This is a genomic window from Capnocytophaga sp. oral taxon 412 str. F0487 (assembly GCF_000271925.1).
In the GTDB taxonomy this organism is placed as follows: Bacteria; Bacteroidota; Bacteroidia; order Flavobacteriales; family Flavobacteriaceae; genus Capnocytophaga; species Capnocytophaga ochracea.
Genome location: NZ_AJZR01000006.1, coordinates 167,918 through 185,200 on the forward strand (window position 1 = coordinate 167,918; position 17,283 = coordinate 185,200).

Annotated in this window: 13 protein-coding genes and 1 pseudogene; 12 read left to right on the top strand and 2 right to left on the bottom strand. The window is 27.7% G+C overall.

The features are described 5' to 3' along the window. Positions 1-16 precede the first annotated feature (16 nt). Positions 17-751 carry a hypothetical protein gene (locus HMPREF1321_RS01370; protein WP_009420931.1) on the bottom strand — a complete coding sequence of 245 codons (735 nt, stop codon included), beginning with the start codon at positions 749-751 and terminating at the stop codon, positions 17-19. A 469-nt stretch (positions 752-1,220) separates the two neighbouring features. Here HMPREF1321_RS01370 and HMPREF1321_RS11205 point away from each other — a divergent pair, with 469 nt between their 5' ends. The 9 genes and pseudogenes from HMPREF1321_RS11205 to HMPREF1321_RS12080 form a co-directional block, all read left to right on the top strand. After that, positions 1,221-2,432 (top strand): OB-fold protein, encoded by a 1,212-nt coding sequence (locus HMPREF1321_RS11205; protein WP_009420950.1) that lies wholly within the window; start codon positions 1,221-1,223, stop codon positions 2,430-2,432. A gap of 307 nt (positions 2,433-2,739) precedes the next feature. Then, a complete protein-coding gene (locus HMPREF1321_RS12070) occupies positions 2,740-3,189 on the top strand; it encodes a helix-turn-helix domain-containing protein (RefSeq protein WP_009420985.1) in 450 nt (149 codons plus the stop codon). Continuing rightward, the gene (locus HMPREF1321_RS12075) at positions 3,090-3,698 is read left to right on the top strand and encodes an IS30 family transposase (RefSeq protein ID WP_232205413.1); all 609 of its coding nucleotides are present in this window, start codon (positions 3,090-3,092) and stop codon (positions 3,696-3,698) included. The genes HMPREF1321_RS12070 and HMPREF1321_RS12075 overlap by 100 nt, the downstream gene beginning before the upstream one ends. 471 nt (positions 3,699-4,169) lie before the next feature. Further along, positions 4,170-4,367 (top strand): hypothetical protein, encoded by a 198-nt coding sequence (locus HMPREF1321_RS12430; protein ID WP_374189177.1) that lies wholly within the window; start codon positions 4,170-4,172, stop codon positions 4,365-4,367. Positions 4,368-4,533: 166 nt separating this feature from the next. After that, the gene (locus HMPREF1321_RS01390; protein WP_157461759.1) at positions 4,534-6,564 is read left to right on the top strand and encodes an AAA family ATPase; all 2,031 of its coding nucleotides are present in this window, start codon (positions 4,534-4,536) and stop codon (positions 6,562-6,564) included. Beyond that, complete coding sequence (locus HMPREF1321_RS01395) at positions 6,558-7,145, top strand: hypothetical protein (RefSeq protein ID WP_009420914.1); 588 nt, start codon at positions 6,558-6,560, stop codon at positions 7,143-7,145. Before HMPREF1321_RS01390 ends, HMPREF1321_RS01395 begins: the two co-directional genes overlap by 7 nt. A gap of 6 nt (positions 7,146-7,151) precedes the next feature. Then, positions 7,152-8,267 carry a hypothetical protein gene (locus HMPREF1321_RS01400; RefSeq protein ID WP_009420982.1) on the top strand — a complete coding sequence of 372 codons (1,116 nt, stop codon included), beginning with the start codon at positions 7,152-7,154 and terminating at the stop codon, positions 8,265-8,267. A 12-nt stretch (positions 8,268-8,279) separates the two neighbouring features. After that, positions 8,280-9,575: a methyltransferase gene (locus HMPREF1321_RS01405; RefSeq protein ID WP_009420976.1), complete on the top strand. Its 1,296-nt coding sequence runs from the start codon at positions 8,280-8,282 to the stop codon at positions 9,573-9,575. Between the two features lie 227 nt (positions 9,576-9,802). Then, positions 9,803-9,982: pseudogene (locus HMPREF1321_RS12080) on the top strand (IS1595 family transposase); the annotation flags it as partial. 187 nt (positions 9,983-10,169) lie between these two features. On the opposite strand, the gene HMPREF1321_RS01410 reads toward HMPREF1321_RS12080, so the two are convergent. Continuing rightward, positions 10,170-12,299, bottom strand: a complete 2,130-nt coding sequence (locus HMPREF1321_RS01410) for a glycosyltransferase (protein ID WP_009420991.1) — start codon at positions 12,297-12,299, stop codon at positions 10,170-10,172. 603 nt (positions 12,300-12,902) lie between these two features. Here HMPREF1321_RS01410 and HMPREF1321_RS01415 point away from each other — a divergent pair. The 3 genes from HMPREF1321_RS01415 to HMPREF1321_RS01425 form a co-directional block, all read left to right on the top strand. Next, the gene (locus HMPREF1321_RS01415) at positions 12,903-15,089 is read left to right on the top strand and encodes a peptidase domain-containing ABC transporter (protein ID WP_009420933.1); all 2,187 of its coding nucleotides are present in this window, start codon (positions 12,903-12,905) and stop codon (positions 15,087-15,089) included. A 976-nt stretch (positions 15,090-16,065) separates the two neighbouring features. Next, complete coding sequence (locus HMPREF1321_RS12435) at positions 16,066-16,278, top strand: TIGR04149 family rSAM-modified RiPP (RefSeq protein WP_034575421.1); 213 nt, start codon at positions 16,066-16,068, stop codon at positions 16,276-16,278. Positions 16,279-16,337: 59 nt separating this feature from the next. Further along, positions 16,338-17,283 (top strand): radical SAM protein (locus tag HMPREF1321_RS01425; RefSeq protein WP_009420995.1); only part of this gene is annotated, 946 nt, incomplete at its 3' end.

Consider the following 17,283-nt stretch of genomic DNA (forward strand, 5'->3'; position numbering starts at 1 on the left):
ATTTACACAAAACTATTTAGTAATATTTAGAAAAATCGTGATAATCACCTCTTGTTTTGTTTTCTGATACAGTAAAAGTATGAAGATGGTCTTTATCACATACTCCTATGAACTTACTTATATTGCGGATTTTTACAGGAGACTCTTTAATATGTACATCTCCACCACATCCTGAAAAAGTACATTTTCCTATATATCTTAGATACATAGGCTTTTTTAAATGCATTACAAATAGACAAATAATGAGCCCTATACAAGCTAATAGAGATAGAAAAAAATAGAATATGGGAGAAGTATAATAAACAATAGTACAAAGAATGCAAGAGAAAACAAAAAAATAACGAATTATTTTTTTACTACGTGAGACATTGTAAGGAAATTCATATTTTGTATAAGTTATAAAAGGACGGTTAAAAAACTTCCCTTTACCTATTTCGTATGGATGGAATATTCCTCTTAAAGTATCTCTTACATATTCTTCGTGTTCATATTTCAACTTTAATAATTCTTCTGAACTCCAATTCTCAGTCTCTTCGTGGCAAGAAGCACAAAGGAGTAAAATATTTTCATATCTATCCTTTTCTTCAATAGGAATATCTTTAAAGCTCTCAAGGTTTTTATCTTTTCTTGCTATACAATGAGCCTGTTCTCCTATAATTTCATCGTTTTTAAAAAGCTCTGTTTTACATTTTGCGCATATTCCTCCTGAATGACCCCAGATTTTCTTTACATCTTTTTCTTTAAGTTTCATCTTGCTTTTACGATTTAATATTTTTGCAAAGCTACATATTTTTTTGTTTCATAGATATAGTAAGAAATAAATTTATTGAATTAGAGTCCAATTTTATATACTAATTGGGTGGTCTCTAAAAAGATAGATAGAAATACAACTGTTAAAAATTTTGTAATATCACAAAATAATACTACTTTTGTCCCATCATTTTAAAAGAGAAGTATATATAACAGAAAAATTATTTTTTAACATAAAGACATATTAGCGTTTAGCTATTATTCAGATTTATCAAAATCGCCAATTTTGTACACCTACTGAATAATAAGTAAAAACGCTCACGCTTCGGCGTGGGCTGTACTTATTTTAGGTGTGGGTGTTTGGCGATACCCGATAAATGAATAAGGTTATACAGTCCCACGCTTTTTTATTTTATATTACTAACCGCTTTTAGGGGCTGGGAAGCATTAGAAAAATTGTTTTTTAGCTTATGAAAACATTTAAGTATGTTTTAGGAGTATTGATTTTACTCTGTAGTTTTGCAGCTTTTGCAGAAGGTTCAGTTGGAGCTGGTTTAAGCTCAATTGTTCTTGGTTTGGTTATTTTGCCTGCTATTTCCGACAAACTGAAAGAAAAATTCAGCTTTTGGCAAAAGAAACCTGTTAGGTATGTTTCATACGTAGCCTTATTAGCTATCATAGGAGCTACTGCACCTGATATGAATAATATAGGTAGTGGTTCATCTTCAGAATCAGATATTTCTAAAACACCTTATGAGAAATATCTATCACAATCAGAAAAGGATATTTCAGCTCTTTCTGATGTTACTAAGAAAAATAGAGATACCACTATTACTAATCTGAAAAAGAACAGTATATATAAAGAATTAGTAGATAAGAAAACTGTTTCTAAAGATTATTTATTAGTCTTGCACGCAGTATCTCAATTACTTTCAAATCAGTATAATGAAGGAAAATCATCCAATCTTAGTATGGATATAGATGATAAAATGCAAGCTATTCCCGATAGTAGAGACTTTGTATTGAATGTATTCGTATTAGAAGGAGAAGGAGGTTTAACAAGAGAATTGGTTGAGGTTATGGATAGATACCAAAAGCAATATGGTTACTATGGTGAAGGAGGAATTGTAGCCGATAAAAATGGTGTTACTGATAAAAAAATAGCCCCTTACGACTTGACACCAATATTCGTAATGTTAGACCCTAACACTGAAAATAAGAAACTGTTAGATGCTATTTATGAAGCAAGACAAAAGGGTATTTCAAGCTGGGATATTCCTGAAAATCAATATTCTTATTTACTAAGAAAAGATAGATACAATAGCTATCTAAAAGAAAAATACCCTAATAGTCCTTACTATATTGATATAGATATAGAAACTACTCCACAAGAAATTTGTAGTGAGTATGAGGACAATGAGGTGTCTGCTGACAATAAGTATAAAGGGAAGAAAGTAGCTATTACAGGAACTATTGAACGAATCATAAAAAGTGGTTTTTCAGATGACCCTATTATTGTTTTTAAAGGGACTTTTATTAAAGATGTGAGATTCTACTTCTCAAAAGATAGTAATAATGAAATCTCAAATCTTTCAAAAGAGGATAAAATCACTATTGTAGGAACTTGTAAAGGGATGACATTAGGAGATGTTGTACTCCATAAATGCAAGATTTTAGAGTAGTCAATAAATACCTAAACAAAAGGCAAGCCGAAAGGTTTGCTTTTTTTATTTGTAAATTTTCAATCTGACGTAGTATCTGTTTTTAATTAACAACAGACTTTATGTCTGTTCTTTTTGTGAGATGGAATATATAAGAGACTGTGTAAGTTCCACTAATAATTGCAATTTTAAGTAGTAAATTTTAGTAAAACTTTTATTTTTCAGAGGGTTGCCCCTTAGAGTCAAAACCCTCTGAGAAATAAAAAAAGAGAAAAAACTATAAAAGTCTTTTCTCTTTCAAAATAAATGCTTTTCTTTGTAAATGACAATGAAAGAATATAAGCATTTAAATTTGGTGCAAAGGTCGGTAATTTCTGCTTTAAAAGCAAGCGGAATCAAACAAAAAGATATTGCTCTTTATGCAGAGTGTAATCCCTCTACCGTCAGTCGAGAGCTGTCAAGAAACAAAACAAAGACAGGAAAATACAGTCCAAAAGTAGCTCAAGAAATCTCAGAAGAGCGTAAAGAACGTTTTAGGAAAGAACGTAAATTTACTAAAGAAATGAAAGTTTTTGTTATTAAGCATATCTCTGAAGAACAGTGGTCTGTTGAGCAAATTGTAGGGTATTGTAAAAAAATAGAATACCAATGGTTGGAAAAACAACTATCTATAATTTCATTCACCAAGACAAAGAAAACGGAGGCGAACTATACAAACACACTCGTCATCAGCTTAAGCATAGAAGTAGAGCATTGTACACTTGTAAAAAGAAAGTAGAAGATAAAAAGTCTATTGAAGAACGTCCTGAGGTTATAAGTCAGAAAACAGAGTTTGGACACTGGGAAATAGATTTAATTGTAGGAGCAGGAAATAAAGGAGCGATACTTACATTGGTTGAAATGACTACTAAAATGTTATTTATGAGAAAGTTAAAAGAAGGAAAGAAAGCAAAATCATTAGCAGATGAACTTATAGATATGACCTTGCCTTACAAAAACTATATAAAGACAATTACTGCTGACAATGGTAATGAATTTTCTGATTTTAAGCGAGTTGAAAAGAAATTGAACCTACAATTTTTCTTTGCTCATCCTTATAGTTCTTGGGAGCAAGGTCTTAGTGAACACACCAATGGTCTTGTACGGCAATACATACCAAAAAACACTGATTTTAAAGATGTTACAGATAAAGAAATTAAAGAATATCAATATAAAATTAATAATAGACCAAGAAAAGTATTAGATTTTGAAAAACCTAAAGATTTATTCTATCAGAAAGTAATCTGAAAAATTGCACTTGATGGTGGAATGGGCGGAACACTTATTTTTTGATTTAATTTTTGTGTATTTACATTTTTTACTATCTTTGCAAACAAAAAACTAAAAGCAGTAATTGTTATAATATACATCTAAGATAAGGAGCATCTAAAAAAGTAGAAAAAATAATCTTATATTTAGAGATACATAAAGGATATATTAAAGAAACAAGGAAAAATTAAACATATAAGAATATTATGAATATTATTTCTTGTATAAAAAAACATTGTGAAAAATAGCCCAATACTGTACAATTAAAATTTACAAAAACTGCATAAAGAGTTTTGGAAATCTTAAATAGAACTATGCCTTTAATAATCGTTGTCTACTAAATATTATCTTTGTAGAATATTTCTAAAAACTTACAGATAAACAAAAGAAATGTAAAGGGAATTGGAATAGTGTTTTTAAAACAATATAACAAAGTATAAAGAAAAGGTAATTCCCTTCAAAAATGTTACTACTGAATTTTGTGAAGGTTTTAAAGAGTTTTTATTAACTAAGAAAGGGAAGTCTTTGGCTAAAATCTTATACCTCAGATTTGAAAAAGAATATCTCACAAAAATTTGCATCTTAACAAGTAATAATTTAGAAACAAGTGAAGTTCTATATTCTGTTTTGTTTTACTTTAAATCATAAGAACATCTTTATCATTGCAAAATAATAAAAATTACGAGTATTTACACTAACATAATAACATCATATGTATAGTCTAATAACATATTTTTTATGATATCAGTGTGTATCCTAGGGGATTTTATGTGCCTTTCCATAATAGTATATGTAAACTACCAATATATTGAATATGACTAAACTTAAAAATATTATGAGTAGACAAATATATCTACCAGAGTTATTAAGTATAAACATTAAGAATTATACTTTATACCCTAATGGCTTAGACTATACCTTTGAGTTTGTCAAAGGCGCAAACCTTGTGTTAGGTGGTAATGGTATGGGGAAAACAACATTTGTTAATATTATTAGATTTGCCATTCTAGGCTTATACAAAAAACCGTTTGGATATACCCGTACTTACCAAGGAAATATTATAGAAAAGCGCCAGTTGTTTCCTCAAAAGTATTTTAGCAGTCGTATGGATGACAGCGTTCGCACGGATACCTCTCCTACTGTATCAATTAGTATGAAAATAAACAATATCAGGGTTGAATTGACAAGAGACTTATCTTCAATAACCTTGACCAAGTTAAAAGTAGATGGGATTGAAGTATTAGGAAACTTAATTGATCAGGTTAATTACGAGAAATTATCGGATATTGAAAAAAAAGATACATTACCTTATAAATATGAGAATATCATAAAAACCAACACTAATTTGGAATTTGATGATTTAATATTTTTTGTAAATGAAGTTCTTTTTTTTGGAGAAGACCATAAAACAATTCTTTGGAATGATGAAGGCTTTTTCCCAGATGTGCAAAGTGAATTATTCAATAAATATTTTAACGATCCAGACCTTGATAAGAAACGGCAAGAAGCCATCAGAAAAGCTAAATATTTTGATAGTTTGTCTCGCCATATTTCAGAAGACATAAGAGCCATCAATAAGGTCTTGAGTAAAATGAAGGAAGCTCCAGTAACAGACCACTCTACCAATAAGGAAAACATAGCATTTACTCTTATTGATTTGAAGGCAGAGCTTGCAAGAATGAATACTAAACTAGAAACTATACAAAAAGAACGTGTTTCGAAGAGTCAGTACATATCACTATTACAGAATGATATTAATAAAATCAGTTTATCTGTAAACGATAAAGATAAGCAGCTAACACAAATAGAAGAGGAGCTAAACAGCCATATATGGGAAACTGTTCACCCTTTATATCATATTTTTATAAAAAATATTCAACTGAACCACGTATGCCCAATGTGCAGTCATCCAAATGGAGAATTAGTTGAAAGAGTCACAAATGAACAAAATAACTGTTTCGTATGTGGTACTCCAATTAGTACGAACACTGACACAGATATAATATTAAGAAAGCAGTTTGAAGAAATAAGTGTAGAAAGAAAATCTTTGTATCAGTCTATTAATAGCAAAAAGCAAAAAATACAAAATATTGAACAAGAAATTATTAATTTAGACTCAGAGTTTTCTAATATTGAATCAAGAAAAAGGGAAATTCAGCAAAACATCAGGGAACTTGAATATGAAAATGTTATGTCTGATAATAGTCAAAATTCTATTCAACCTTTTTTAGATGAAGTAAATTCTTTGACACAACAAAAGGAATACTACCAAAAACAACGAGACGAACAGTATGATATAGTAACCTCTATTTCAAATGAGATAGAAGATATCATAACAGCAAATGTTCAAGCTTTTTCTTCAATTTTTTCTCAATATGCGGGAAAGTTTTTAGGTGTACCTTGTGAACTGACATACATGAAACAAGTTGGAGACTCCAATAAACGTTTTTATCCAATTATTGATGGGAAAGTACGATTTTACGAAGAAGAAATGTCAGAGTCACAACGATTCTTTGTAGATCATTCCTTCAGAATGAGTATCCTTACATTCTTCTATAAGACTCCTTCTTTTTATATAGTTGAGACTCCTGATAGCAGCTTAGATATATCATACGAAGGAAACGCAGCAAGTGTTTTTGCTGAATTTCTAAAAAAACCTAATTCATTAATCATAACATCTAATCTGAATAATAGTTTGTTTATAGAACATTTATTAAATCAGAAAGACATTGATCTTGGGATTGTTGGTTTATTGGAGATAGCAAAACAATCTACCATACAAAATACTAATGAACAGTTAAAATTAATTTATCAGAATATTAAAAAAAGATTAAAATCATGTTAGGAAAAGAACTTATAAAAGCTAATGAAGATATAATAACCATCTCAACTATTGCTAAAAGTATGGGTTGGGGGGGGATATCAGAGCAATCTTTTCAACGGATATTGTATTTAGTACAAGTCCTCTATTCATTTAAGCATGAAGGCGGAAATATATTCTCGTATTACCATTTTACGGTAACAACTTTCGGTCCGTACTCTGATTTGATAGAAAGAAGTTTAGTTTTTTTGAAAAGCTCTTTAAAATTGCATGAAAAAGAGGGAGAATTGATTTTGGGTACCGAGAAAGAGATTCCTATTGATCCAGAAAAATTTAAATGGCTGAAAACAGTCATGTATATGTTGGGTGAGTATGGAGAAAAACGATTGTTTGGTTTTATTATTAATGACCCGTCTTTTGAGAATGCTTTACAGACTAACAATGTTGAGGGAATAGAGACTTTATCGCCTGATAGTGAAACTCTTAAAGTTCTAAAAGATTTCAAGATAGCTTTTGAACAGACACTTGAAGACACATCAGCTATCAGCGATGAAAAATATATAGAGCTTTATTTTGAGTATGTTTTTAGCAAAATCATAAAGTAGTAGATTATGGAAAGAAGATTCAGTAAGGATTCAAACTTTAGGAATTTATTAAGACGTAATAAGGATGCTATTGTATATGCGGCATTAAATGGATTAGAAGCAACTGATAACTTTAAACGTATGCGATCGCTTATAATAGCAATGAGCGATAAATACTCAAATAATAGCTTTAAATATATTGTCATATCAGAACAAGACTTACAGAATCTTACACATAATGCGGACAATGCAATCGAATTGTTATTTAAAGCGCCATTGTTTATTCAGAATTGTCATATCATCATTGATTCTAATCTTGAGATTAAAGAAGTCAATAATGAACAACACAATGATAACAACGAAACAAGACGTATATTTACACAAATGTCAAAGAAAGAAGGTGTCGTTATATTTGTAGTATCGCCAGAAAACATTATTAATTATTTTGTCAATGGTCGTGATGGTGGAGATTCTATTTTTTACGAAAGTTCCACATTACGTTCATTCAATTGCAAAAAGCCTATTTCCGAATTGGAGAGTGTGCTTGAAGAGTATAGAGAACACTTGAAACTTAGAAATACTTATTCTAAATTTTTTGTAGAAAAAAGTCATTTAAAATCTCTAAGAACCGATTTAAAATCGGAACTTAGTGAAGAAAGGTTTATCAAAGCCAATAAACAGTTGCTCAGAAATACTCCGGAAGATTGTTTCAGAGATGACTTACGCATGTTTTTAAAAGAAAAGTTAAAAATATTCATAGGGAAAGAGTTTATGTTAGAAAGTTTGAAAAGATTAGATATTACCATGATTGACGAAGAAGGAGAGGGGTTGTATTTTATAGAAGTTAAGTGGGTAGGTATGAGTGTTCATCAATCAGGTAAGGGAAAAGGAACAACATATGATGCTAAACCTCGTATTGTCCCTGATGCTTTCAAGCAATCAATTGCCTACATAATAGAATTATTGGCTGAAGAAAAAAATTTCAAACTAGGATATTTGGCAGTATTTGATGCCAGAGGCGAAGATCTGCCTGACACAGGTGAAGGTATGACTATTGAGCAAATACCAGAGGAACATAGATCTGTATTTCATAGACTCTTTAAATTGGATGATTTTAGAGTAATAAACGAACATCCCAATTAATAATTGACAACTATGCACAAAGAATATAGATTCATAGATTGCACAGAAAAATATCATTCTGTTATGCAATTTGACAAAAATAAAAATGTTTTTGTACATCGTTGGTACCCTTTTGTGGAAGGATATTCTAAAGAATTTATTGAAGACATCTTAGAAGAATTACCTTTCGTACCAACCTGTGCATTAGAGCCTTTCTGTGGTAGTGGGACAACTCCTGTGGAATTGCAGAATCACGGCATAAAGTGCTATTCCTTTGAGGTCAGTCCTTTTATGCATCTCCTATCAATAGTCAAATTAGGTAGAAACTATAATGTGGATACCTTTGAACATTACGTTAAGGCTGTAACAAAGAAACTATATCATACAAACAAGAATATACGCAGAATAGAATCATTACCTTTTGGTAATACAATTGTAAAAAGAGACCAGAGTAAGAAATGGAATTTTCACGACCCTGCTATAGATAGTATCCTTGATATAAGACATGCCATTAGAACGATAGTTGACAATGATGATTATAAGAATTTATTTATAATCGCATTGGCTTCAATCATCATTCAAGCAAGTAATATGTTTCGTAATGGTAAGTGCTTGTCATATAAGAAAGGATGGAGAAATAGAATTTTTAGTAGAAAAGAGATTCATAATTTTTTTCTAGACAAATTGAATTCAATTTTTGCAGAAGATATCAGAATTATATCCAATCAGAATTCATCTGTACATAATTCTAAAATATGCTATTTAGGCGATGTTAGAAAAAATATAAACCAAGTACCCGATGGAAAAGTAGACCTAATTATAACATCACCTCCATATCTCAATTCTAGAGATTACACGGATATCTATATGTTAGAGTTAAAAGTTTTACAGCTTATTAACTCTTACGAAGAGCTTCGTGAATTGCGTAAACATACATTACGTTCTCATGTTCAAGTACCTTATGATAAAATACTTCCGATAGAAAATGAAAGGCTTAGAAACAGTATTTTAGCGATGTCTAATAAAGAGTTAGATACATGGAATCATGATATCATAAATATGATATGTGCCTATTTTGAAGATATGCAGTTATTATTCTCAGAATTTGCAAAAAAAATGCATAAAGGAGGAGTTATATATTTCAATGTAGCTAATTCTGCTTATTATGGTGTTGAAGTACCAGTTGATTACATTATTGCTGATATAGCGGAATCTTGTGGATTTAAAGTTCGTGAAATAAGAAAAGCAAGAGATCTAAAAACTAGCCCTCAGCAGAGTGATAAGATTGGAAAACTTAGAGAAAGTGTGATAGTTATTGACTATAAATGATTTTTTTTTTTTTCATATCTTAAAATAGGGTTACAACTAGTAACGCATCTTTATACAAAGAAGATCTACATTTTTAAGAGCTAAAAAAACAAAGTGTTTTTTCTTTTATTTCACCTTAATTTCTTTATTTTGGTTGTGTTTTTACATTTTTTTGTTTCAGAAATTTATTTAATTAATTGATAATCATCATTTATTTCACGTACTTTATATTCTGCATTGTAAATCGGAAAAAGTCTTGGTTAAGAGGTATATATTCTTGGGTGTCAGAATTTAATATAGACCGATATTTATCCGAATGCAGTTTTAGGATCAATCGTTCACAAAGTAAAGATACTATCTTTAACAAATTGATGAAAAGAGTTGTTGAATGTCCCCTTGTTTTCCAAAGTCAATTAATAAGTAATTAAATAGATACTCAATATACTTTTTATTGTCCTTTTTTCTGCTCCTCCTGCAATAGTTTTCTCACTCTTCTTGTATGTGCTTTACATCTAAAGATTACCGAATTTAGTGTTTTTTGCATTGTCTCTCGAGACACTATAAGGTTTTATCTCAGTCTATTAGTTTATTATATATAACAAATAAACAACTTTTCTAAAATTCACAATACTGCAACACTTTTTCTTTTATATCAATATCTTCTATTTTAAGATGTTTAAAAAGTTTTTCTAACCAGATTTTTAATTTTTCTATTTTTTCCAAGGTATTAAAATATTGTTCTATTTTACGAGTTACAATTGCGCAATGAATTTTTAATTCTTCATCAGAAATTTCAATGCCCAAACTTTCTAATTCGTTTAAAATTAACTCAATTGAGTTTTCTATTTGTTCTTTATTATTCTTAGAAGAAATTCCTTCTGAATTTAACCTATAATATGTTGTGTATTGAGGAATATTAGCTATTTTATATTTCTTACTTATTTCAAACCATAGTTTATAATCTTCACAAAAAATATAATCATCATTATATAAAAAATCCTTAAATTCAGATGACTTGAACAAAACCGTTGGATGAGACAAAGGATTAAAAAAATATTTAAAAATCTGTATTTCCTCGTTTGTCTCAGGATAAGATACATATTGTAAAATGTCTCCTTTTTCATTTATTAGTATATGATTAGTTCCAACAACCATATATTCTTTGTTTTCCTTGAGAAAATTAACCTGTAGCTTTATCCTATCTTTAGTCATAATATCGTCTGAATCTAATCGTGCTATATACTTACCTCTTGATATACGAATTCCTTTGTTTAAACTATAGGATATTCCTTCATTTATATTGTTTCTTAATATTTTAATTCTTTTATCTTTAGTTTTATGAAGTATTTCCTTCAGTTCTTCTTCAGAGCCATCATCTATTAAAATAATCTCTAAATTTCTATATGATTGATCTAAAACACTTTGCAAACTTCTTTCTATGTGTTTTTCATCATTATAGTAAGGTATTATAACACTTACTAGATCTTCTTCTATTCGTTCCTCTCCCAAAGATTTTTTCAATAAAGCATTATAAATTTGTAATGTTTTCTTTACCATTTTTTCAGTAGTAAACTTTTTCTGTACTCTCTTATAAGCCTCTTCTACTCTTTTTTTTGTTATAAATTCTTCAGAAACAGTACAATATATTTTATTTGCTAATTTTTTTGTGTCAAAAACTATTTTTTTAGGAGAAAATTTAATACTTATCTTTAATCCTATCTTTGCGCTATTAATAATTTCTGCTAATCCTCCTGTTTCAGTCACTATAACAGGAAGTTTATTTAACATCATCTCTATAAGTGTATAACTACATTGCTCTATATACGATGGAATAACTCCAACATCTGCTAAATTGTAAAAATCATAAAGTATACCTTTACTTATGTTTCCTGTTAATACTACGCTTGAATAGTCTTTTATATGTTCATATACCAAATCATAATCACCTTTACCACAAATAACCAATCGATATTTATAAAAAGGATATTTCTGCATTAATATTTCAAAAGCTTGCAGAAGTTCTACAACTCCTTTTGATTTTATTACTCTCCCTACAAACAATATAATTTTTTCTTCTTTATGAAATCCATATTTTTCTCGTAATTTGTCTTTATTTTTTATCTCTCTTTCTTTTATTTCAACTCCATTATATATTGTAGTAATTTTTTTTTCCGATATTCCAAAAAAATCTTTTAATACTCTTCTTGCGTCTTTTGTAACCGTTATTATATGATCAACACTATTATAACAATATATTTCTCTAAATAACTTATTTTTAATAAAAAAAGGAAGCACTTTTTTTTGTTCAAAAAAACGATTTATATTGACAAAAAAAGAATAGTTCTCTATTACATTCTCTCTCCAAGAAATACAATGATTAGTTAACAGAGTCTTACATTTTATTTCTTTTTTGAGTAGAGTAGCAAAGGGGGCATGATTTATCCAATTGAAATGAAAAATAATATCTATTGTTTCTTTATTTTCCTCTACTATAAATTTTAGTGCCTTATAACTCTCTTCATTAATTTCCCACATATACGTAATATCATAAGGAAAGTAAATATATTTTATTCCTTCAATAAACTCTATTGTTTCACAATTATGTACATTAGAATTCACATAAATAATATTCAACAAAAAATCATTGTTTTCAATAATTTGATTCTTTAACTCCTTTATATAACTATTCAACCCTGTATTATTCAATGGATTATAATAATCAATTATATATAATTTCTTTTTCATATGGGAATACAATTTAACTATTTTTTTGCAAAAATACTTTTTTATTTCTTTTTTTTAATATTCTTTTTAATTTTTTATTTAGTCTAAAAACATATTTCTGTTTTTTGTGAGTAACATGAAATAATATAAATAATTTTATTACCTTTGCCCCAACATTTAGATAGTTTTTTAAAACCATAAGGACGAGACTATATGCCGAAATAGAAAGAGAAGAATTTTGTTTAATTAAAAATATATGTTATTATGAAATTTCCAAAATTAAGCAGTATGAGAAGTTCTTAATAAAGAACAAATGTTAACTTTAAAAGGAGGTAGATGTCGTAATTGTACAGGTGGTTGCTTAAGTAAGTGTAGAAGTGGTTGCCATAAAAGATGCAAACCCGGTGCTAAAAGTAAGGGATTTTTTTCAGGAACTATTGGAACAGAAGATCCTATATTATCCGGTGCTATTATTTATTAAATTTTTAAGCTTCTTCTTAAAATAAAGTATCCATAATAGGTCAAACTCATAAAAGCTTCTATTTTCTTATGGATACTTTATTTTATGTAACCTATTAAAAATATAAGAAAGCTGTAAAATTCGATAAAAAATAGAATAAGATAATGAAAGTATTTCCTCAGTTAGACGAAATGGATTGTGGTCCTTCTTGTCTTGCTATGATAGCTAATTATTATGGAAAAAAATATGATATATCTTTTCTTAGAGACCATTGTTTCTTAACAAGAGAAGGGGTTTCTTTGTTAAATATATCTGATGTAGCTTTAGAATTAGGGTTTAAAACAATCTGTTTAAAATCTTCTATAAAAGTCTTCAATGAAAAAAGTAATATTCCTTGTATTTTACATTGGGATAATAATCATTTTGTTGTTCTTTACAAAGTAAAAAAAAAACTTTTTTCAAAAAATAATTTGTTCTATATAGCAGATCCTTCTTATGGAAAAATTGTATTAAAAGAGGATTCTTTTAAAGAACATTGGATAAATTCTTCCGATGAAGGAGTTGCTCTTTTTTTAGAACCAACAGAAGAATTTTATAAAAAAAATCCAAAAAAAATAAAAAAAATAAATTTAAGGTATCTACTAAACTTTCTCAAACCATATACAAAACAACTTTTAATTATTTCCTTCCTTATTATTTTAGGTAGTGGAATATCTTTAATTTTTCCTTTTTTAACTCAAAATCTTATTGATCGTGGAGTTCAAAAAAATGACTTACATTTTGTAACTATAATTTTATTATCTCAATTAAGTTTATATTTAGGAAGCATATCAGTAGAAATAATAAGAAATTGGATAACTTTATTTATGGGGACAAAATTAAGTATTTCTATAATTTCTAACTTTTTAAAACGGCTTTTAGAACTTCCTATTCATTTCTTTGAAACAAAACAAAAAGGAGATTTCCATCAACGTATATTAGATAATGAACGCATTGAATATTTTTTAACCTCTCAAAGTTTATTTACATTTTTCTCTATTATAACATTTTTTATTTATTTTGGTGTTTTATGGTATTATAACTCTTCTATAATTTTTATTTATATTTTTCTAACCATTATTTCTATTTTTTGGTCTTTTTATTGGTTAAAAAAGAGAAAAATATTAGATTTCTTTTTATTTCACCAAAGGAGTAAAAATCAAAATTCTATTCATGAAATTATCGATGGGGTTTCTGAAATGAAATTAAATTTATTTGAAGATTTCAAACGGAAAGAATGGGAAAATATTCAAAAAGAATTATTTAAAATTAATATTCGTTCATTAAAAAATAGTCATCTTCAAGGAATTGGATTTGATTTTTTTAATCAAGTCAAAAATATTTTAATTACTTTTATTTCTGCAACTCTTGTAATTAATAATAAAATGACTTTAGGTGAACTTCTAAGCGTTTCTTATATAATTGGACAAATGAATTCTCCTGTTAGTCGCCTTGTTGAATTTTTTCGTTCTCTTCAGGATGCTAAATTAAGTTTGGAGCGACTTAGTGAAGTAGAAAATATCCCTGCTGAAGAAAATCCAAGATTATTAAAACTATCAGATAAAAAAAATAAATACAATAATATCAAATTTATTAATGTAAGTTTCCAATATCAAGGACCTAAGTCTCCTTTTGTATTAAAAAACATTAATTTAGAAATTCCATATGGGAAAGTTACTGCTATTGTAGGAGCAAGTGGTAGTGGAAAAACAACACTTTTAAAATTATTACTCAAGTTTTATTCTCCAACACAGGGTTCTATTTTTTATGATAATCTGAATATAAATTCTTTATCTGCAAAAAATTTGAGAGAAAATTCAGGGGTTGTGATGCAAGATGGTTTTATCTTCTCCGATTCTATTGCCAGAAATATTGCGACTTCAGATACTCCAATAAATAAAATTAAATTAAAAAAATCAATAAAAATTTCTAATATTCAATCATTTATAGACAGCTTGCCATTAGGATTAAATACTAAGATAGGAGCTTCAGGGAATGGTATATCTGGGGGGCAAAAACAAAGAATACTTATAGCAAGAGCTGTATATAAAAATCCTAAATTTCTTTTTTTTGATGAAGCAACTAGTTCACTAGATGCTGAAAATGAAAAAATAATTTATAATCAATTACAATCCTTTTTTAAAGGTAAAACTGTAGTTATAATTGCTCATCGCCTTTCAACTGTAAAAAATGCAGATAAAATAATTGTTTTAAAGAAAGGAGAAATTATAGAACAAGGAAATCATAAAGAACTAGTTTCTTTGAAAAAAGAATATTATTCTTTGATTAAAAATCAATTAGAACTAGGTTAATAATATATTTTTCTTAACTCAAAGTGTTTTTTGATTTGGAAAAATTTAAAAGTTGTTCATTTGATAAAAACGTATATTGATTGTATTTCAAAACAATTAGATATAATGAACAACTTGTAGTAAAGTCACAAAAAAAATTTATAAGTATTATCAAATTTCTTTGAAAATAAACTTCAAAACCATTAAAAGATAGTATATAAATTAATGATTTTCAACAGGTTATTTATTCATAGAATACCTGAAACTATTAAAAGTAAAACAGAAAGAGGTATTTTAATTGTGGAAAAAGAAAATTATTTCATTACATATTATGTGATCAATTTATGATAAAACGCAATTATATTAAATCATTTGATAGTTTTAAAACACAAATAACCAGCAAAATAACAAACTCTAACATTAATATAATGTTTTGTATAGAAATATTCACAATTTAAAGCTAGTATTTATTATTTAAAATGCATAACGGTTTTTCTTTAATTAAGTATTTGTAAATCATAAATATTTTATCATTACAAAATGATAGATATATTCACAAGTTATGAAAAACTAAAACTAATGATTTTGTAAGATTTGTTTGGAAACTTTTTCAGATTATTTTAATCGTTTTAAATAGAAAGAGATTCATAATAACAAAAACACTCTTAAAAAAGTTATTTTTCTTCCTATTAGTAAGTTTTTCTAAAACGTAAATTAGATAAGTAAAGAAAAAAACAACTTAGATCTCAAAAGTTCTCTCGTTAATATCCTTCGTAGTTTTATAAAAATATTAGATATGTTTAACAATATCTTATAAAGCATTCTTTTATTTAGTCTAAAAATATATTTCTCCTTTTTTTGTGTGTAACATGAAATAATGTAAATAAATTTATTACCTTTGTCCCAATATTTAGATAGTTTTAAAAAACCATAAGGACGAGACTATATGCCGAAATAGAAAGAGAAGTATTTTGTTTAATTGAAAGTATATGTAATTATGAATTTTCCAAAATTAAGTAGTATGAGAGTTCTTAATGAAGAACAAATGTTAGCTCTAAAAGGGGGAGAGGCCTGTGCAAAGAAGTGTAAAACATGTAAATCCGGTTGTAGTAGTAACAAAAACAATAATCAAGGAAATGGTAGTACAGCTTCTGGAACAATAAAAGTAGGATACATGTATGATGACGACTCTTTTTTCTCCCCAGTTTAAACGTGAAAAGGGGTATTTTGAATACCCCTTTTATTTATAATTAATATAAATTTTGAGATATGGAAAACAAAAAATTAAATGATGTATATATTTTTAATCCTTTTTATTCATTAAGAAATGATATAAAAAGGGCTGTTCTATGTAATAGTCCTTCATTTAAAATTCCTCTTCATATAGCAGAGGATGAAGTTATCATTTATATTCATCCCATTTTTGCTATTGCTTTCTCTTTTTTCAATGGAGATAAAACACTAAAAAATGTATTGATAGAAATGTCTTCTGTTTTAGAAACTCCTTTTGAAGAATGTTTGAATTTTATTACTCCTTTCATAGAAAATTCTGAAAGAATTGGAGTCGAATATGACAATATTTGGTTTGAATTTCCTAAAAATATTTTAATCAAAAATAATAATAGTACTTTCTCCGAAAGGAACCTTAATTATCAAGATTATTTTATAAAAGAGGAAATAGACCTTGATACTATTCGATTATTTAGAAGTCCTTCTACAATCTCTTTATTGGTAAACACAGTTTGTGCAACAGATTGTATATATTGTTATGTAGATAGAAGAATTAAAAATAATTGCAAAATACCTATTGAAAGATTAAAAGAGCTTATTAGAGAGGCTAAAAAATTACAAGTTATTGATTTTGACATCGCTGGTACAGAGATTTTTATGTATAAACATTGGAAAGAGCTTATACAGGAACTTATAAATAATGGTTATTATCCTTATTTATCAACAAAATTACCTATTAGCGAAGAAAGTGTAATAACTCTAAAGAATATAGGTATCAAACATTTACAATTGTCAATAGACACTCTAGATCCAGAAGAATCAAAAATTATTAATAAAAATAAAAGTGATAACTATATTTCAAAAATATTTAAAACACTAAAAAATCTAGAAAAATATAACATTTTTGTTGTCATCAATGCCGTGATAACAAAATATAATAGCTCTTTTTTAGGAATTAAAAATCTGTTAGATAAATTAAATGAAT